This is a genomic window from Thiosulfativibrio zosterae, assembly GCF_011398155.1.
Classification (GTDB): Bacteria; Pseudomonadota; Gammaproteobacteria; order Thiomicrospirales; family Thiomicrospiraceae; genus Thiosulfativibrio; species Thiosulfativibrio zosterae.
The window spans coordinates 1643351-1661826 of record NZ_AP021888.1 but is presented as its reverse complement, the minus strand read 5'-3'; the positions used below and the strand labels follow the sequence as shown (position 1 = coordinate 1661826).

Annotated in this window: 14 protein-coding genes and 2 tRNA genes; all 16 read left to right on the top strand. The window is 43.6% G+C overall.

Features of this window, described 5'->3' with window-relative positions; genetic code table 11:
• Window positions 1-5: 5 nt before the first annotated feature.
• A complete protein-coding gene (ruvB, locus tag THMIRH_RS07620; protein WP_173291522.1) occupies window positions 6-1019 on the top strand; it encodes a Holliday junction branch migration DNA helicase RuvB in 1014 nt (337 codons plus the stop codon).
• 66 nt (window positions 1020-1085) lie between these two features.
• Window positions 1086-1763, top strand: coding sequence for a protein TolQ (tolQ, locus tag THMIRH_RS07615; protein ID WP_173291521.1), 678 nt, complete (start codon window positions 1086-1088; stop codon window positions 1761-1763).
• A gap of 38 nt (window positions 1764-1801) precedes the next feature.
• Window positions 1802-2260, top strand: a complete 459-nt coding sequence (locus tag THMIRH_RS07610) for an ExbD/TolR family protein (protein WP_173291520.1) — start codon at window positions 1802-1804, stop codon at window positions 2258-2260.
• On the top strand, window positions 2257-3324 hold the full coding sequence (tolA, locus tag THMIRH_RS07605) for a cell envelope integrity protein TolA (RefSeq protein ID WP_173291519.1): 1068 nt from the start codon (window positions 2257-2259) through the stop codon (window positions 3322-3324). The genes THMIRH_RS07610 and tolA overlap by 4 nt, the downstream gene beginning before the upstream one ends.
• 18 nt (window positions 3325-3342) lie before the next feature.
• Complete coding sequence (gene tolB / locus THMIRH_RS07600) at window positions 3343-4638, top strand: Tol-Pal system beta propeller repeat protein TolB (protein WP_173291518.1); 1296 nt, start codon at window positions 3343-3345, stop codon at window positions 4636-4638.
• Window positions 4639-4683: 45 nt separating this feature from the next.
• Entirely contained in the window at window positions 4684-5292 is a 609-nt protein-coding gene (locus tag THMIRH_RS07595; RefSeq protein WP_173291517.1) for an OmpA family protein, read from the top strand.
• A gap of 67 nt (window positions 5293-5359) precedes the next feature.
• Window positions 5360-6328, top strand: a complete 969-nt coding sequence (gene ybgF / locus THMIRH_RS07590) for a tol-pal system protein YbgF (protein ID WP_173291516.1) — start codon at window positions 5360-5362, stop codon at window positions 6326-6328.
• Window position 6329: 1 nt separating this feature from the next.
• Window positions 6330-7034 (top strand): 7-cyano-7-deazaguanine synthase QueC, encoded by a 705-nt coding sequence (gene queC, locus THMIRH_RS07585; protein ID WP_173291515.1) that lies wholly within the window; start codon window positions 6330-6332, stop codon window positions 7032-7034.
• A gap of 69 nt (window positions 7035-7103) precedes the next feature.
• Window positions 7104-7179: transfer RNA gene (locus THMIRH_RS07580), tRNA-Lys, on the top strand.
• Window positions 7180-7246: 67 nt separating this feature from the next.
• Window positions 7247-7322: transfer RNA gene (locus THMIRH_RS07575), tRNA-Lys, on the top strand.
• A 202-nt stretch (window positions 7323-7524) separates the two neighbouring features.
• Window positions 7525-8133, top strand: a complete 609-nt coding sequence (locus tag THMIRH_RS07570) for an ANTAR domain-containing response regulator (protein WP_173291514.1) — start codon at window positions 7525-7527, stop codon at window positions 8131-8133.
• A 151-nt stretch (window positions 8134-8284) separates the two neighbouring features.
• Entirely contained in the window at window positions 8285-9490 is a 1206-nt protein-coding gene (locus tag THMIRH_RS07565) for an NAD(P)/FAD-dependent oxidoreductase (protein ID WP_173291513.1), read from the top strand.
• 9 nt (window positions 9491-9499) lie between these two features.
• On the top strand, window positions 9500-12037 hold the full coding sequence (gene nirB, locus THMIRH_RS07560) for a nitrite reductase large subunit NirB (protein WP_173291512.1): 2538 nt from the start codon (window positions 9500-9502) through the stop codon (window positions 12035-12037).
• 95 nt (window positions 12038-12132) lie between these two features.
• Window positions 12133-12453 (top strand): nitrite reductase small subunit NirD, encoded by a 321-nt coding sequence (gene nirD, locus THMIRH_RS07555; RefSeq protein ID WP_173291511.1) that lies wholly within the window; start codon window positions 12133-12135, stop codon window positions 12451-12453.
• A 129-nt stretch (window positions 12454-12582) separates the two neighbouring features.
• Window positions 12583-15495 carry a nitrate- and nitrite sensing domain-containing protein gene (locus THMIRH_RS07550; protein WP_173291510.1) on the top strand — a complete coding sequence of 971 codons (2913 nt, stop codon included), beginning with the start codon at window positions 12583-12585 and terminating at the stop codon, window positions 15493-15495.
• Between the two features lie 274 nt (window positions 15496-15769).
• Window positions 15770-18475: a nitrate reductase gene (locus THMIRH_RS07545; protein WP_279585846.1), complete on the top strand. Its 2706-nt coding sequence runs from the start codon at window positions 15770-15772 to the stop codon at window positions 18473-18475.
• Window position 18476: the final 1 nt, after the last annotated feature.

Sequence of the window (18476 nt, the reverse complement as noted above, 5' to 3'; positions counted from 1 at the left end):
AACCGATGATAGAAACAGATCGTTTAGTTGGCGGCCAGCAAGTCGAAGAAGACATGTATGTAATGCCAACCGTGCGCCCTCAAATTATTCAAGATTATATTGGGCAAGTTGCGGTCAGAGAACATTTAGAATTGGCGATTCACGCGGCCAAAATGCGCGGTGAGCATTTAGATCATGTTTTGCTGTATGGTCCACCGGGTTTGGGTAAAACCACTTTGTCCCATATTATTGCCCACGAAATGGGCGTGACTTTACGCCAAACCTCTGGGCCGGTCATTGATAAACCCGGTGATTTGGCTGCGATTTTGACGCGTCTTGAACCGCATGATGTGCTGTTTGTGGATGAAATTCATCGCCTTAGCCCAATTGTTGAAGAAATCTTATATCCAGCCATGGAAGATTTCCAAATTGATATTATTATTGGGGAAGGGCCCGCAGCACAAACGGTCAAAATTGATATTCCGCCTTTTACTTTAGTGGGGGCGACCACGCGCGCAGGTTTATTGACATCACCGTTACGCGACCGTTTTGGCATAGTGCAGCGCTTAGAGTTTTATTCGGATGCAGAGTTAGAGCAAATAGTGACGCGTTCAGCGCAAATTTTAGGTTTGCATGCTGAGCCAGAGGGTGCACTTGAAATTGCTAGGCGTTCGCGCGGAACACCACGCATTGCAAATCGTTTGTTGCGACGCGTTCGAGATTATGCGCAAGTCAAAGGGGATGGTGTGATTACTCAACCTATTGCCAATTTAGCGTTGAACCTTTTAGAAGTAGACAATCTTGGCTTGGATAAAATGGATCGTCGCTTATTAGAAATGATGGTCCATAAATTTGACGGCGGCCCGGTGGGTATAGATAGTTTAGCGACGGCTTTGGGTGAAGAGCGCGGAACCATTGAAGATGTGATTGAACCCTTTTTGGTTCAACAAGGTTTTTTAATGCGCACCCCTAGAGGCAGAGTCGTTACGGATAATGGCTATCGCCACTTGGGTTTGGTAAGAACCCTTTCAGATTTATAAAACACTGACACAATTTTAATTGCAAATTAAGACCTAAGGTTGGTCTTAAAAACTGAGGAAATTACAATGAATGAACAATCTGTCTATTTATTAGTGCTGAATGCGAGTCCAGTCGTTCAGGCGGTGATGGGATTGTTACTGTTAATGTCAATTGCCGCGTGGGCAGTGACCTTTTCCAAAAGTCATCAAATACGCAAAGCGCGCAATGCCAGCCAAGAGTTTGAAGAAATTTTTTGGAATACCCAAGATTTAACGCAACTTTATAATCAATTAAACGGTAATTATGAAACTAATAAAGGGTTAGCGGCCATTTTTGAAGCGGGTTTCAAAGAATTTGTTAATCTTAAAAAGCAAGGGGTGACCGATGCCAATGACTTGGTTGCCGGCACGCAGCGCGCCATGAAAATCAGCTTTAGTCGTGAAATTGAATCCCTTGAAAATCATACGCCCATGCTTGCCACCGTTGGTTCATCAGCGCCTTATATTGGTTTGTTTGGAACCGTATGGGGGGTTATGCATGCCTTTTCTGCGTTAGGCGATATTCAAAATGCCACCTTGGCGGCAGTTGCTCCCGGTATCTCAGAAGCCTTGATTGCCACAGCGATTGGGTTATTTGCGGCAATTCCTGCGGTTATTGCTTATAACCGCTTAACCAATAAAACAGAGCGTTTGATTAATCAATATGAAAACTTTGCAGAAGGTTTTTTAACCATTGTGCAAAGACAAGCGCACACCCCAGATTAATAACGACTCAATTGACGCTCAACTGATTGGATGAAATGATGCAAACAGGATTTAGAAGCAACCGCCATAAAAAACGCTTGATGGCCGAAATTAATGTCGTGCCTTATATCGATGTGACCTTGGTATTGTTAATTATTTTTATGATTACCGCACCCATCGTGCAACAAGCGGTACAGGTCGATTTACCCGCAACACCTACCATCAAAGACAAAAAGCAAAAAGTGGGTGAGTTTGAAAAGCCTTTCGTGATTACGGTTAATAAAGATGGCCTTTATTCTACCAGTGAAAACCCGAATGTGATGTTAAGCCAAAAAGACCTAGCCGCTTTAGTGGGGGAAACCATGGCGCGTGTTACGCTCAATCCTAATGTGCCAGTCTATATTCAAGGCGACCAACAAGCCGCTTATGGCAAGGTGGTGAATTTGTTTGTATTGCTAAAAGCCAATGGCGTAGACCAAGTCTCGCTGATGACGCAACCGGAGGGCAAGGGGTTATGATGCAATTTATAGCGCGCCATCCTATGGCCATTTTGGCTGCTTTAGTTTTGCATTCCTTGATTATTTTGGGCTTTACTTATGCAGATTTTATGAAACCAACGGTGTTGAAAGTGTCAGTCGATGGCGATTCTACCAGTGTCATTCAGCCCAAAGTTGAAACCATGCAACCGATGAAAACCTTTGCAGTGGATGCCAAAGTGGTTGAAGAGCAATTGGCCTTGTTAAAAGAAGCAGAAGCCGAAAAACAGCGTGAACAAGAGCGTTTAAATGCCAAGACGCAAGCCGAAAAACAAAATCTAGCGCTCTTAAAGCAAAAACAACTTGAAGAGCAAAAAAAAGCAGAGGCGGCTAAGCAACAAGCTCTGTTAGAAAAACGCAAAGCAGAAGAATCGCAACGCATTGCAGAGTTAGAAGCGCGCAAAGCAGAAGAGTCTAAACGCTTAGCAGAAATTGAAAAGCAAAAGGTAGAGGCTCAAAAAGAACGCACTTTAGCAGAGCAAAAGAAAGCCGAACAAGCTAAGCAAGAAGCCGTTTTGGCAGAACAACAACGCAAAGAAGCGCGCTTAAAAATTGCAGAAGCGGAAAAGCAGCGCAAAGAAGAAGAGCAGAAAACCCAGTTGTTAAAAGCTGAAATTGAGAAAAAAGAAGCCGAAAAGAAAAAATTAGAACAACAAGCGCTGTTGGCTAAATTACAGAAAGAACAAGAGGAAGAAGAAGCCGAATTAAGAAGAACTTTGGAAGCTGAAGAAACCAAACGCAGAGCGGCTTTAAAAGCCAAAGAAATGAAAAGTTTGCAAGAAACTTATGTCACTTCAATTGCCGCAAAAGTCAAAGACAACTGGAAAACCGCGGCCAAGGTTTCGCCCGATGCGCAGTGTGACATTGCCATTATTCAAACGCCCACTGGCGATATCACCAGTGTGAATATTTTGAACTGTAATGCACAGGCAAATGCGCAATTTAGAAAAGATGCTGAGAAAGCGGTTTATCGTTCGGCGCCTTTGCCAGCACCTCCTGTCAAAGAGTTGTTTGAACGCAATATTCAATTTAACTTTAAACCCTAATATTAAAAAGGTAGTCCAATGTTGAAGTCATTTTTGAAAGTCAGTTTAATTTGGGTGTTCAGTTTAACCCTGGCGCATGCTGATTTAACGATTGAAATTGATCAAAGTGATGAAAATGCTTTACCCATTGCCATGGTGCCTTTAGCTTGGCAGGGCGCTGCGTCAACGGCACCAGTTGATCTAGCCAGTGTCATGGCCGCTAACTTTCATCGCACCGGAAAGTTTAGACCCATTGATGAAGCCGATATGCCGCAGTTGCCGCACAGTTTAGAAGAAGTGCGCTATGATCAATGGCGTAATCTAGATGTGGATACTTTGATTACCGGCAGCATACAAGAAGACAGCCCTGGTTTTTATACCATTGATTTATATTTAATTGATGTGTTGCGTCGTCAACAAGTCATTGCCAAACGCTGGGCAAATATCCCTCAAAAATGGTTACGCAAAGTCGCTCATCAAATGAGTGATTTAGCCTACAAAGAACTGACCGGGATTCGAGGCGCTTTCAGTACCCAAATTGCTTATGTAACCCTAGAAAAAGTCGATGGCGAGCGTCGTTATGCTTTAGAGGTTGCGGATGCCGATGGTTTTGGGGCGCAAAAAATTCTTAAATCCAGCTTTCCCATCATGTCTCCAAGTTGGTCACCCGATGGCAAGCAATTGGCGTATGTGTCTTTTGAAAACGGTCGTTCAGAAGTGTTTGCGCAAAGTTTAGATGGCAAGTATCGTGAATTGCTCGCCAGCTTTAAAGGCATTAATGGTGCGCCAGCTTGGTCGCCAGACGGCAAACAAATGGCAATAACCCTTTCTAAAGATGGTTCTGCTGACATTTATATTATGGATTTAAAGACTAAAAATTTGCGCCGTTTAACCACGAATTGGGCGATAGAAACCGAAGCTGTTTGGTCTTCAAATGGGCGTTCATTGTTTTATAACTCGGATAGACGCGGTCAGCCTCAAATATTCCAAGTCTTTTTAGATACTGGTGAAGAACGCCGTGTGTCTTTTGAAGGCAATTACAACGCCAATCCAGAGATTTCGCCAGATGGGCGCTATTTGGCCATGGTGCATGGTAGTGGTGGATTTCACATAGGCGTGCTAGATTTGTACACCAACGATTTTTCCATTATTACCAAAACATTTTTGGATGAGTCGCCAAGTTTTTCACCTAACGGTGAAATGATTTTGTATGCAATGAATCGTGGCGGTGTTGGACGCTTAGCTTCTGTGTCAGTCGATGGTCGAATTACCCAAATTATCAGTTCAACATCTGGTCAAGTTCGTGAGCCAGCTTGGGGCCCATTTAAAGACTAACTGACTTATTCATCAAATTGTGATTGTCCCAATAAAGGAAACCCTATGAAAACATTAAATCTTATTTTTGCATTCTCTCTTGTGACCTTATTAAGTGCTTGTGGTGGCGGCGCTCAAACGCAACCTTCAGATGATGATGCCACAGCCATTACGCCAGAAGGGCAAATGGATGAAAATACCATCGACAAAGGCAATGCGCCTTTCGAAAAAGCCCCAGTTGAAGTGATTGGTGCGGTTGATGAAGCGGCACAAAACTCTGCTTTAGAGGCTCAAAGTTTAACGGATGAAGAAATTCGCAAGCAACAAGACATGGCAGCCAAAACGTTTAGACCTGTTGTGTATTTTGGCTATGACCAAAGTGCCATAGATGAGCAAAATATGGCGACCATCGTGCACTATGCAGAATATTTAAATCAAAATTTGGCAGAAAAAATTACCTTAACCGGTCACACAGATGCCCGCGGAACGCCCGAGTATAATCTAGCCTTAGGCGAAAAACGCGCCAAGTCAGTGAAAGAAATTTTTATGTTATACGGTGTGAATGAATCACGCATTAGTCTGGTGACCATGGGTGAAGAAATGCCGGTGATTGATGAACAAACCGAAGAAGCTTGGGCACAAAATCGTCGCGTTGAGTTTAGTATTAGTCAGTGAGATTTTTGCAAAGGTCTTTCTGTAATCAGTTTCGTTAATAATTGAAAATCTTAAAGGATTTCACCCCATGAATCGTGTGACAGAGTTTAAAAAACATTCTTTATGTTTATCTATAATGCTGGCGCTAAGTACGTTGAGTATCAACGCCACTGCAGCAGAGTTTAAACCTAATACGACGGCTCAAGCGACAACACCTGCAGTTAAAACACAAGTGGATACAACGGATCTCCAAAACCGCATAGAGCGTTTAGAGCGTATGGCTGATAACCCTGTTTTATTGCAGTTAAGTCGTCGTTTAGCAGATCAACAGCGTGAAATTCAGGGCTTGTATGACCAAATCGACCGTTTGCAATTTGATTTAAAAAATTTCAAAGAGCAAGCGGGCAAGCGTTACCGAGATTCTGATGCGCGCTTAACCGAACTAGAGGCAGATCGAAATCCTGGTCATGCAGAAACGATGCCAAATGACCTGATACCCGAGGCAACCTCGGTGCCTTTAACGCCAGCGATTTTACCGGTCAGTGTGACGGATGCTTCTCTACCGCCAGTTGATAAAACGCCTCAAGCTGCTGAGCCAGCGACTCCGCAGGTTCAAGTAAAACCTGAGAAAGTCTCACCGGTTGCTAATCCAACGGCTATCAAAACTCGCCCTGCAACTGATGAAGAAAAAGCAGCTTATCAAGCGGCTTTCGATTTAATGAAAAAGAAACAATATGCTGAGTCGATTCAGGCTTTTGAAGATTTCCGTAAAAGCTATCCAGAAAGCATTCTTTCAAGTAACGCCGCTTATTGGGCTGGCGAAGGCTATTTGATTTCGGGTGAAAAAGACAAGGCCATAGCCGCATTTGATGTGGTGCAAACGCTCTATCCAGATTCGTCTAAAAAGCCTGCCGCAATGCTGCGTCAGGCAGATACCTTAAGAGATACCAATCAAAAATCACAAGCCAAAGCGCTCTATGAATCACTCATTAAACAACATCCCGATTCAACCATAGCCGCAAAAGCCAAAACCAGAATTGAAGGGTTGGTTAAATAATATGAAGCCAAGCACATCCTCTTTTAATGAAGTTAAAAAAGCCATCGTTTTATTGTCTGGTGGATTAGATTCTGCCACGGTTTTGGCGATTGCAACTGCTCAGGGTTATGAGTGCCACACCATGAGTTTTGATTATGGTCAGCGCCATCGTTCGGAATTGGATGCGGCCGTTAGAATTGCTGAGCAGTTTCATGCCAAAACCCATCGCGTCATGCAAATGAATATGAACGCCATAGGCGGCTCAGCTTTAACCGATATGGATATTGCGGTACCTACCGGTGGTTTATCTGAAACTGTCCCCATTACCTATGTGCCAGCTCGTAATACCGTGTTTTTGTCTTACGCCTTAGCCTTGGCGGAAGTCGTCGGCGCTTTAGATATTTTTATTGGGGTTAACGCCGTTGATTATTCGGGTTATCCAGATTGTCGCCCAGAGTATATTGCTGCTTTTGAAACCATGGCCAATTTGGCGACCCAGGCTGCTCTAGAAGGGCATAAAGTCAAAATTCAAACCCCTTTAATTCATTTAAGCAAAGCCGAGATTATCCAACAAGGGGTTGCTTTAGGGGTGGATTATGCAAAAACAGTATCCTGTTATCAGGCTAATTCAGAAGGGCTGGCCTGTGGTCAATGTGATTCATGTTTGTTGAGAAAACAAGGGTTTAGAGAAGCAGGGCTTGACGACCCCACTCCCTATGCCATTTAAATGTAAAAAAAATGTCAAAAATGGCTTGCCAAAAGGCGCTGGGATTGTATAATACGCCCCATTCCAGACGGGTCGTTAGCTCAGCCGGTAGAGCAGTTGGCTTTTAACCAATTGGTCGCGCGTTCGAATCGCGCACGACCCACCATTTTCCTAAATGGACAGTCTGAAATATCTCAAATCCTTTTAAAGTTCAAAACTTTAAATACCTTTCCGGGTCGTTAGCTCAGCCGGTAGAGCAGTTGGCTTTTAACCAATTGGTCGCGCGTTCGAATCGCGCACGACCCACCATTTTCTTCTAATGCCTCTAATACTTTAACTTCTTCCAATCTGAAATTTTATTATTCTCTTTTGGTGCAAATCTACTTCACTGATGCTGTCTTAGATGCTAATTTTATAGTTAACTCATTGAAAAATAACTTAAAAGCTATTTTGGTTTAATTCCTGTTTTATCTACCACATTCATTCAGTTAGATTTTGGGAGAGAGCAAAGATGCGTTCTAATTTTGAAGTGTTGTTAGTGACAGATGAGTCGTCTGCCGATGAAATGCATGCTGGGCTAATCATGTCTGGTGCAAAAAAGGTGCATGTGGCATCTGTGAGTGAAAATATACTCAAGTTAATGAATGAGTTTTCCCCTGACTTAATCGTTTTGGATATCAAAAAACCCACTGCCATGTTGTTTGAACAATTTTCATTTGCTAATGAATACTGCCCTAAACCCATCGTATGTTTTAGTGAAGAACGCGATACCAAGATTATTGAAAAATCCGTAAAAGCGGGTGTTACCGCCTATATCGTTGAAGGTAAAGATGTTAAACGCCTAAAACCCATTCTGGATGTGGCCATGATGCGTTTCAACGAGTGCCAAGCGGTTAAAAAAGAATTAGCGCAAGTTAAAGATAAACTTTCACAGCGCGCAGTCATTGAAAAGGCCAAGGGTTTGTTGGTGCAATATAAACACATGACCGAGGATGTGGCTTATAGCACCATGCGGAAAATGGCGATGGATCAAGGTAAGAAGATTGCAGACATAGCGACTGAGATTTGCAATGTGATTGCGGCTTTAGAAGAAAATGCTTTAAAAGAGAAAGTTCAGTAATATTTTGGAAATTTTGCACCACTTTTGAAATTGAAATGGGGCAAATAACCAAATATATTTGTCATTAAAAAATGTAACTTGTTGATAAACAAGTGAATAAAAACTTGGCACGCTAAGTGTTATAGTTAGTAAAAATTTGAAGGAAACGGTGATGGCGCGCAAACTCATACTCATAGGGTCTGGGATGGCGGGCAACCGTTTTCTAGACCACCTCTTACAACTGGCCCCGCAGGCTTTTGACATTCGTGTATTTAATAAAGAATCTGCTGCTGGCTATAATCGAATCATGCTTTCTCCTGTGCTTGCAGGTGAAAAGTCTTTCCAAGATATCGTTACTCACAATGCAACCTGGTTTATGAATCATGGCATTCATTTACACAGCAGTACCACCATAAAATCTATTGATACTCAACAAAAAACAGTCACTTCCGATTTAGGTCAAATTTATCCTTACGATGATTTAATCATCGCTACCGGTTCAAAACCCGTTATCTTGCCTATTCCTGGCTCAGAATTACCAGGCCTGGTTAGTTTTAGGGATATTCGAGATGTGAATCGCATGATTGCTTTATCTAAACAATATCAACATGCCGTGGTGATTGGCGGCGGTTTGCTAGGGCTTGAAGCGGCTTATGGGCTGCAAAAGCAGGGGATGAAAGTCACGGTGGTGCATCGTGGGCCTATTTTGATGAGTCAGCAAATGGATGCAGAAGCCGGTCATTTGCTGCAACAAAGTTTAGCCGCGCGCGGCTTAGAGTTTTGCATGAATCAACAAACCTCAGCCTTTTTAGGGTCAGATAGAATTACAGCTGTGCAATTTAGCGATGGCTCAGAGCTTAAAGCGGACTTGGTGGTCATGGCTGCGGGTATTCAACCCAATACAGATCTTGCTAAACAATCAGGTTTGGCTGTTCAGCGTGGCGTTTTAGTCGATGACCAACTCAAAACATCGGTACCTAATATTTATGCTTTGGGTGAATGTACCGAACATCGTGGGCAGGTTTATGGGTTGGTCGCCCCTTTATTTGAGCAAGCAGAAGTCTTGGCAAAAACCTTAGTCGGTGAAGCGGCGAGTTATCAAGGTTCATTGACAGCCACCCAGCTTAAAGTCACGGGGATTGAATTATTTTCGGCGGGTGATTTTAAAGAATCTCCAAATTCTGCAACGCTTATCTACCGAGATTCGGCAAAAGGCATTTATCGCAAAATGGTGGTCAAGGACAATCAATTAGTTGGCACTGTTTTATTTGGCGATACTACGGATGCCCAGTGGTATTTTGGATTGTTGCAACAGCAAACCGATATTTCAAAATTTAGAGACACTTTGGTATTTGGCCAGGGTTATCAATCGTATTAGGAGTTCAGTATGTCACAAAAAATAGTCGTTATTGGTAACGGAATGGTGGGTCATAACTTTATTGAAAAGCTGGTGGCTTCTGGCAAATCAGAGGTCAGCATCACCACCTTTTGTGAAGAGCCGCGTCTGGCTTACGACCGTGTGTATTTATCGTCTTATTTTTCGGGCAAAACCGCTGAAGATTTGTCGTTGGTAAAACCAGGGTTTTACGAAGATAATCACATTCAAGTGTTATTAGACGACAAAGCTGTTGCCGTTGATAGAGTTGCAAAAACAGTTACTTCCTCCAAGGGTGAAGTGGTTAGCTACGACAAATTGATTATGGCAACGGGTTCTTATCCCTTTGTGCCACCGATTAAGGGTAATGATCGAGAAGGCTGTTTGGTGTATCGCACCATTGAGGATCTAGAAGCCATGAAAGCCACCGCTGCCAAAGGCAAGGTAGGTGTGGTCGTGGGTGGCGGTTTATTAGGGCTAGAAGCGGCTAAGGCGCTGGTTGATTTAGGCTTAGAAACCCATGTGGTGGAGTTTGCGCCAAGATTGATGCCGGTGCAGTTAGACGAGGGGGGTGCTGCTTTACTGAAACGCAAAATTCAAAAATTAGGCGTCAAGGTGCATACCTCCAAAGCCACCACCGAAATTGTTGAGGGCGAAAGCAGTTTAAACAAAATGGTGTTTGCCGATGGGCAAACCTTAGAAACCGACATGATTTTATTCAGCGCGGGGATTCGTCCGCGTGATGATTTGGCAAAAGAAATGGGCTTGGAACTGGGACCCCGCGGCGGTATTTTAATTAATAGCGAATGCTTAACTTCAGACCCTGACATTTATGCGATTGGTGAGTGCGCACTCTATAACGGTATGATTTATGGATTGGTTGCACCAGGTTATGCCATGGCGGCAGCGGTGGTGAACCAGTTAAATAACAAACCCGGCACTTTTGAAGGTGCGGATATGAGCACCAAGTTGAAGCTAATGGGGATAGATGTCGGCTCGATTGGTGACCCACATGGCAAAGATGAAGGCGCTTTATCTTATATATACGAAAACGGTCCAGATGAAATTTACAAAAAAATTGTGGTCAGCCCAAATGGTAAAAAATTATTAGGTGCCGTATTGGTGGGAGATGCCAGTGACTTTAGCAACCTTTTGCAAATCATGCTCAATGACATGGATTTACCCGAACACCCAGATGCATTGATTTTGCCCAATCGGGATGGCGCATCCAATGATTTGTTTGGCCCAGATGCCCTGCCAGAAACGGCTCAAATTTGCTCTTGTTATGATGTTTCTAAGGGCGAAATTGCGACAGCCGTTAAGGGCGGTTGTTGCACACTAAGCGATATTAAAGCCACCACGCAAGCCGGCACAGGCTGTGGGGGTTGTGTGCAGTTGGTCACTTCGGTGATGAACAGTGAGCTTGAAAAACTGGGCGTCGAAGTCAATACCGATATCTGTGAGCATTTTGCCTATACGCGCCAAGAGTTGTATCACCTATGTCAAGTGGAAGAAATTAAAGACTTTGCATCATTAATTCATCAGCATGGTAAAGGCAGTGGGTGCGAAGTTTGCAAGCAAGCGGCAGGCAGTATTTTTGCCTCGCTTTGGAACAGCTATGCCTTAGAAAAAGACAAAATTCCGTTACAAGATACCAATGATAACTATCTGGGCAATATGCAAAAAGATGGCACCTATTCAGTGATTCCACGCGTGCCAGGCGGCGAAATTACCCCCGAAAAACTGATAGTTTTAGGTGAAGTGGCACAAAAATATAAGCTCTATACCAAAGTCAACGGTGGGCAACGCATTGTGTTGTTTGGCGCGCAGATGAATGATTTGCCCGCAATATGGAAAATTTTGATTGATGCCGGATTTGAATCTGGGCAAGCCTATGCCAAAGCCTTGCGCACCGTGAAGTCTTGCGTGGGGTCAACCTGGTGTCGTTTTGGATTAGACGATTCTGTGACCATGGCAATTGAACTTGAAAACCGTTACAAAGGATTGCGTTCGCCACACAAACTCAAAATGGGCGTGTCTGGCTGTACCCGTGAATGTGCCGAGGCGCAGGCCAAAGACATCGGCTTAATTTCTACCGAAAGTGGCTGGAACCTGTTTGTGTGCGGTAATGGAGGCATGAAACCGCGTCATGCCGATTTGTTTGCTACCAATCTCAGCAAAGAAGAAGTGTTTAAATACATTGATAGACTGCTGATGTTTTACATCAAAACCGCCGACCGTTTGCAACGCACCGCCACTTGGCTGGATAACCTAGAGGGCGGCATAGAGTATGTCAAAAAAGTAGTAATTGAAGATTCGTTAGGCTTGGGTGAGCAGTTTGAAGCCCAAATGGAAGCGATTCATCAAACTTATCGCTGTGACTGGAAAACGGCCATTGAAAATCCTGAGTTTACCAAGCGCTTCCGCTCTTTTGTGAACGTGGATACACCCGCGCCGCAATTATTTGTGCAAGAGCGAGGTCAAATTCGCCCAGCCACCGAAGCTGAAAAGCTGTCTGGCATTGCGGTTGAAATTAAACAAATTGCCTAAATAAACTAAAAAGTGGCCCCAAAATAACCAGGCTTTATGCCCTTTAGGGTGCTGGTTAAATTTCAGGCCTTTTAACGCAGAAACAGAGGTTAAAAATGTCAGAATGGATTGAGGTGTGTGGTTTACAAGATTTGGTAGAAGGTGCAGGCGTAGCTGCTTTGGTAAAAGACACCCAAATCGCATTGTTTTTGTTGGCAGGCAAAGTCTATGCCCTGAATAATTATGATCCCGTGGGTAAGGCTAATGTGATGTCGCGCGGTATGATTGGTGATTTAAAAGGACAACCCATGGTTGCCTCGCCCTTACAAAAGTTACATTACAACTTAGAAACCGGCGCATGTATGGATAAAGAGGGCGTTGTTTTGCAAAACTATCCTGTGCAACTTAAAAATAATAGGGTGTTTATTGAGGTGTAAGGAGCCACAAAATTTCTAAAACTGCTTTATAAGCTTTTATTGCAATTGGTCGATATAAAATTTAGTATTACTTGAAGAAAAAAATTCTTCTCCAGTTTTCATTACCGATTTAGAAAAGGCAGGGTTGCTATGTTACAAGTTCAAAATGGACGAATCATCATTCCAGAAGAAGCTGTGTTAATTTCCAAAACAGACTTGCATGGAACCTTAACCCATGTTTCTCCCGACTTTGTTGAAGTATCTGGTTATGGCAATGCCGAAGAAATGGTTGGCCAACCTCATAATATAATTCGCCATCCTGATGTTCCTAAGCAGGTGTTTGCAGACTTATGGCAAACCATCAAAGCAGGTTTAGACTGGAATGCCATCGTCAAAAATCGATCTAAATCAGGTGATGCCTACTGGGTAGAAGCCAATACTTCACCAATCTACGAAGCGGGAAAGCTGGTCGGTTATGTTTCTGTGAGAACGCCTGCTTCCGAAGCTCAAATTCAACAAGCCACACAACTCTATGCCGATATCGAAGCGGGTAAAGCAAAATTGGTGAATGGTTACCCTATTTATGGCGCTAACTCCTTGCTTAATTGGATTAATCCCATTGTATGGATGCAAAAATTTAGCATTGCCGGCAAATTTTTTATGGCTACTCTGCCTCCTTTATTGGTTGCAGTCATCTTGGCGGGCTGGTTTATCAAAGATGCTTATCAAACCCAACATAATATGCAAGAGATGAAGGTCTACACCGAATTTGCTGCCATTTATAGTTTGTGGGTGCATGAATCGCAAAAAGAACGCGGGATGACCGCAGGTTATTTGGGTTCTAAAGGCGAGAAATTTAAAACCCAATTACCTGACGAACGACGACTCTTTGATGCGCGTCGTGCTGATTTTGAGCGTTTTGTGAAAGAACACCAATTGCAAAAATCAGACTTGATTGGCGAACAAGTCAAAGCCATACTCAATCAATTGAATCAGTTGGAGCCCACTCGTAAAGCGGTGGATAACTTGCAAATTGCCGTACCAAAAGCCTTAAGCTTTTACACCAGTTTAAACGCCAAAATGTTAGACAGCGTGGCATCGCTCAGCAAAATTTCAAAAGACCCTCAGCTTTCTAACGATTTGTTTGCCTACTCTTCATTTTTGCAATCTAAGGAAAGAGCAGGGATTGAGCGTGCTGTTTTAACCAATACCTTTGCCCAAGACAAGTTTGCTCCTGGGTTTTACGAGCGGTTTTTAGGGTTGGTCTCCGAACAAAACACCTATATGCAAAACTTTAAATCCCATGCAACGCCTGATAATTTAGCGGTTTACGACCGTGCGATTAAAGATGAGTCTTTTAATAAAGTTGAAGAGATGCGAGCGGTCGCCAAAGAGCGCAATTTGACAGGCGGTTTTGGCATAAATGCACAAGATTGGTTTGATACGATTACGGCTAAAATTAACCAATTAAAAGTGGTGGATGATGCTTTAGCGGATGCGCTAAATCTTAAAATATTACAGGCTTATCAAAAAGCGCAAAGCGTTTTTTGGATACTCACTGGATTGGTCACGATATTAATCGTATCCATCTTAATCTTTGTGTTTATAGGGTTTAAATCCATTAAAGATCCTTTGGCAAAAATGCGTTGTTTTATGGAGTCTGGGCGTTTAGATATGCGCATTAAAATGCCTCTCAGTCATGATGAAACCTACAAAATTGCCTTGGCGTTTAACCACTTAATGAACATGTCGCAATATGCCATTAACTCAATCAACGAATCGGTTAAATCACTGGCCAGTGGGAATTTTGATGCCAAGGTAGAGTACGAAATTGGGGCAGAAATGGATCGCCTCAAGGATTCCATGAATGCCAGTTTGGAAACGGTTTCTAGCGCAATACAGCATTTAGAGGTTGGGCTTTTACATTTGTCTAAGGGTGAGTTTAATGTTGATCTTAAAATTCCGGATCACTTTTCTGGGCAATTTCAAGAGCTGTTACAACTAGAAAAAAATACCCTGTTACAGGTTAATCAAGCGATTACAGAAATTAATCAAGTGGCCAAACAAATGTCGTTGGGTCAATTTAATAAGCCTATTCAAGCTGAGATGACCGGTGAATTAAACCTTTTAAAAACCAATTTAAATATGGCGTTAACGCAGGTCAATCAATCTATTGAGTCTATTTTTAAATCGGTACAAGCGCAAAGTGAAGGCGATTTAACCCAACAGGTTAAGGGTGACTTTAAAGGACGTTTAGCCGATTTGCAAAAGGGCATGAATGAGTCTTTGAATAATGTAAACACTTTAATTAATGAAGCCAATCAACTTTCTGGGATTGTTTCTCAATCGGCTTCTAAAATCGCCGCTAACAGTCATGACTTAATGGCGCGCTCTCAGCAACAAGCCAATATTTTGCAAGATACGGCTTTAGCGGTTTCAGACATTACCAAGGTGGTTACGCAAACGGCACAAAATTCTCAAGAGGCCAACGATTTAACCAATCAAACGGTTACGGCATCGCAATCGGGTATTGAGGTGATGCAAAGAACCACCCAAGCCATGGAGTCTATCAAACAAGCCAGCGCGCAAATTAATGATATTGTGAACTTAATTGATGGCATTGCTTTCCAAACCAACTTATTGGCCTTAAATGCGGCGGTTGAAGCGGCGCGTGCAGGTGAGCATGGACGAGGATTTGCGGTGGTTGCAGGCGAGGTGCGTAACCTGGCTCAAAAATCAGCCGAAGCGGCTAAAGACATCAAATCACTCATTCAAAACACCACTGAGCAAATTCATTCAGGAACAGAGTTGGTGCATCAAACCAATGATTCGTTTAACGAAATCAACCAAAACATTAATCAGGTTGGAACCTTGATTGCGCAAATGAGTTTGGCACTGAATCAGCAATCGCAAGAAATTTCGCAGGTCAATAAAACCATTGCCCGCATTGACCAAGAAACCCAACAAAGTACACATATAGTGGCAGAGGCCTCAGAAGATGCAGAATCTATGAGTCAGCAAGCGCAAGACTTTGCTGGTGTGATGGCCAAATTTAAAGTTTGATAACGGATTTTCTAGAATGCACCGAAAGAAAAATTTTGAAGTCTTTTTGGTGCATATCGATTTAAAGCAAGCATCTTTTAAAGTGGCTTTTTAAATCTATTAACTCTAAGTAATTGATTTTTATAGTTCTATTAAAGTTGGTCTATAGTCTGTTATATCTTAGGCGCGAAGCAGAGCAATTTTCGTTTTCATTTTCATAAGGTTAGAGTGTTGAAGCTCACCCCGTTCAATCGAACTGGGTGGGCTTTTTTTTTACTCGAGATTAGGTGTCACTTTGAATCCATCCAACAAAACTCACACGGTTGAAACTAACTGTCCCTATTGCGGCGTAGGCTGCGGTATGCAGGTATCCACCAAAACGACTCTTAAAGGTTTAGAGGTTAAAGTGTTGGGCGACAAGTTGCATCCAGCCAACTTTGGCAAACTTTGTGTTAAAGGTTCATCGGCTGGCGAAACCACTGGCTTTGAAGGCCGTATGCTCGCCCCTCAAATTAACGGGGAAACCGTTGATTGGCAGACCGCCATTTCCGAAGTCGCTTCACGACTCACCCAAATTATTCAAGAATATGGCCCGGATGCGGTGGCATTTTATGTGTCGGGTCAATTTTTAACCGAAGACTATTATGTCGCCAATAAACTGATTAAAGGGTTTATCGGCACGGCTAATATTGATACCAATTCACGCTTGTGCATGGCCTCAGCCGTGGTGGGCTATAAGCGCGCATTTGGTTCTGATACCGTGCCTTGTTCTTATGAAGACTTAGACCATGCCGATTTAATTACCATCGTCGGTTCTAATACCGCTTGGGCGCATCCCATTGTGTATCAGCGGATTGCAGCGGTTAAAAAGGCGCGCCCAAACTTAAAAGTGGTGGTGATTGATCCGCGCCGCACTGCCACTTGTGATATCGCTGATATCCATTTAGCCATTAAACCCGGCATGGATGCGGCATTATTTAATGGCTTATTGGCGTATTTAGCACAAAACGATGCGCTTGATTCCGAGTACATTCAGCAGCACACTGAGGGATTTGAAGCCGCTTTAGCGCAGGCACAAAGTTTACAGGGCGATCTTGAAGCTTTGGCAAAGCAATGTGATTTGCCCCTTAAAGACCTCCAGGCCTGGTTAAATTTAGCCGCCAAAACCCCTAAAATGGTTACGCTTTATTCGCAAGGTGTCAATCAATCCACCACAGGCGTGGATAAATCCAATGCGATTATTAACTGTCATTTGGCGACAGGGCGTATTGGTAAAGAAGGGGCTGGGCCTTTTTCAATTACGGGGCAACCCAATGCGATGGGCGGGCGTGAAGTGGGTGGTTTGGCCAATCAATTGGCAGCGCACATGGATTTTGCCAATCCTGCGCATATCGATTTGGTGCGACGCTTTTGGCAGGCGCCCAATATGGCACAACAAAATGGTTTGAAAGCGGTGGACATGTTTAATGCCGTGGCCGAGGGCAAAATTAAAGCCATTTGGATTATGAACACCAATCCCGTGGTGTCTATGCCCAATGCCGATGCGGTGAAAGCCGCTTTACAAGCTTGTGATACCGTCATAGTGCAAGATTGCAATCAACACACAGATACCACCGCCGTTGGCAATATTTTGTTACCCGCACTCACTTGGGGGGAAACCGATGGCGCAGTGACCAATTCGGATAGAACCCTTTCGATACAACGCCAGTTTACCCAAGGCCCAGAATTGGCGCGTCCTGATTGGTGGATTTTAGCTGAAGTGGCCAAAAAAATGGGCTGGCCAGAAGCGTTTGATTATAGATCGGCAGTCGATATTTTTAGAGAGCACGCCCAGCTGTCTGGGTTTGAAAATAATGGCAGTCGTGATTTTGATATCTCCGCATTTTCGCAAATCACCGCACAAGAGTATGCCGATTTTAAACCCGTTCAATGGCCTGTGAATGCGCAACATCCAAAAGGCAAAAAACGCATGTTTGAGGATGGCTTGTTTTTTACGCCAAATCGTAAAGCAAAATTGATTGCCATTACCCCACAAGCCCCTTTTAGTAAGCCCTCTGCAGAAGCGCCTTTTATATTTAATACGGGGCGTATTCGTGATCAATGGCATACCATGACACGCACCGCTAAAACGCCCAAACTCATGGCACATATTGATGAACCCTATGTCACGGTTCACCCGTTAGATGCTGAAAAATTAGCCTTAAAAGCAGGTGCTTTAGCCAAAGTGTTTAATACCTATGGTGAGTATGTTGGGCGAGTGGAAATCAGTGACTCTCAAAGACCCGGCGAACTCTTTGCCCCCATGCACTGGACAGCGCAATATGCCAGCCAAGGTCGTGCAGATGTTTGCGTAGCACCTAGGGTGGATGCCTTATCTGGGCAACCAGAGTCCAAACATTCGGTGGTCAATATCGTGCCTTTTGAAGTCTCATGGCACGGATTTATCTTAACCACCCAGCAACTCAGCGCGGTGCAAATCAATCAAACAGAAGCCTTGGATTATTGGGCAAAAATAACCGGCAAGGCCTTTACCCGAATTGAAATTGCGGGTAAAAACTGGCCTAAAAATAACCAGGCCTGGGCAAAATTAAGCCTAAACTGGCAGGAAAATCAGGATTTTTTAGAGTATGAAGATGCTCGTGCTGGGCATTATCGTGCAGCGGTTTTGTCTGATGGCAGATTGGTTGGGGTGGTATTTATAGCGCCCAGCCATCAGCTGCCTTCGCGTAGCTGGTTGGGCGACTTATTTTCGGCAACCCAAATCAACGACTTTAACCGCCGCAGCATTTTGGCGGGCAGTGCATCGGGTGTTAAGGATGTGGGCAAAACCATTTGCGCCTGTTATGGCGTTGGCATCAATACCATTTTAGAAGCCATGCAACAGCAAAACCTAACCACGGTGGAAGCCCTCGGCAAAGCCTTAAAGGCCGGCACGAATTGTGGGAGTTGTGTGCCAGAACTCACCGAAATTTTAGCGTCGCAAGTGACTCAATTGTCTTAAC

Excerpts from the sequence above, each read along its gene's own strand:
- ruvB (WP_173291522.1), top strand. The coding sequence starts at position 6 with ATGATAGAAACAGATCGTTTAGTTGGCGGCCAGCAAGTCGAAGAAGAC.
- tolQ (WP_173291521.1), top strand. The coding sequence starts at position 1,086 with ATGAATGAACAATCTGTCTATTTATTAGTGCTGAATGCGAGTCCAGTC.
- THMIRH_RS07610 (WP_173291520.1), top strand. The coding sequence starts at position 1,802 with ATGCAAACAGGATTTAGAAGCAACCGCCATAAAAAACGCTTGATGGCC.
- tolA (WP_173291519.1), top strand. The coding sequence starts at position 2,257 with ATGATGCAATTTATAGCGCGCCATCCTATGGCCATTTTGGCTGCTTTA.
- tolB (WP_173291518.1), top strand. The coding sequence starts at position 3,343 with ATGTTGAAGTCATTTTTGAAAGTCAGTTTAATTTGGGTGTTCAGTTTA.
- THMIRH_RS07595 (WP_173291517.1), top strand. The coding sequence starts at position 4,684 with ATGAAAACATTAAATCTTATTTTTGCATTCTCTCTTGTGACCTTATTA.
- ybgF (WP_173291516.1), top strand. The coding sequence starts at position 5,360 with ATGAATCGTGTGACAGAGTTTAAAAAACATTCTTTATGTTTATCTATA.
- queC (WP_173291515.1), top strand. The coding sequence starts at position 6,330 with ATGAAGCCAAGCACATCCTCTTTTAATGAAGTTAAAAAAGCCATCGTT.
- THMIRH_RS07570 (WP_173291514.1), top strand. The coding sequence starts at position 7,525 with ATGCGTTCTAATTTTGAAGTGTTGTTAGTGACAGATGAGTCGTCTGCC.
- THMIRH_RS07565 (WP_173291513.1), top strand. The coding sequence starts at position 8,285 with ATGGCGCGCAAACTCATACTCATAGGGTCTGGGATGGCGGGCAACCGT.
- nirB (WP_173291512.1), top strand. The coding sequence starts at position 9,500 with ATGTCACAAAAAATAGTCGTTATTGGTAACGGAATGGTGGGTCATAAC.
- nirD (WP_173291511.1), top strand. The coding sequence starts at position 12,133 with ATGTCAGAATGGATTGAGGTGTGTGGTTTACAAGATTTGGTAGAAGGT.
- THMIRH_RS07550 (WP_173291510.1), top strand. The coding sequence starts at position 12,583 with ATGTTACAAGTTCAAAATGGACGAATCATCATTCCAGAAGAAGCTGTG.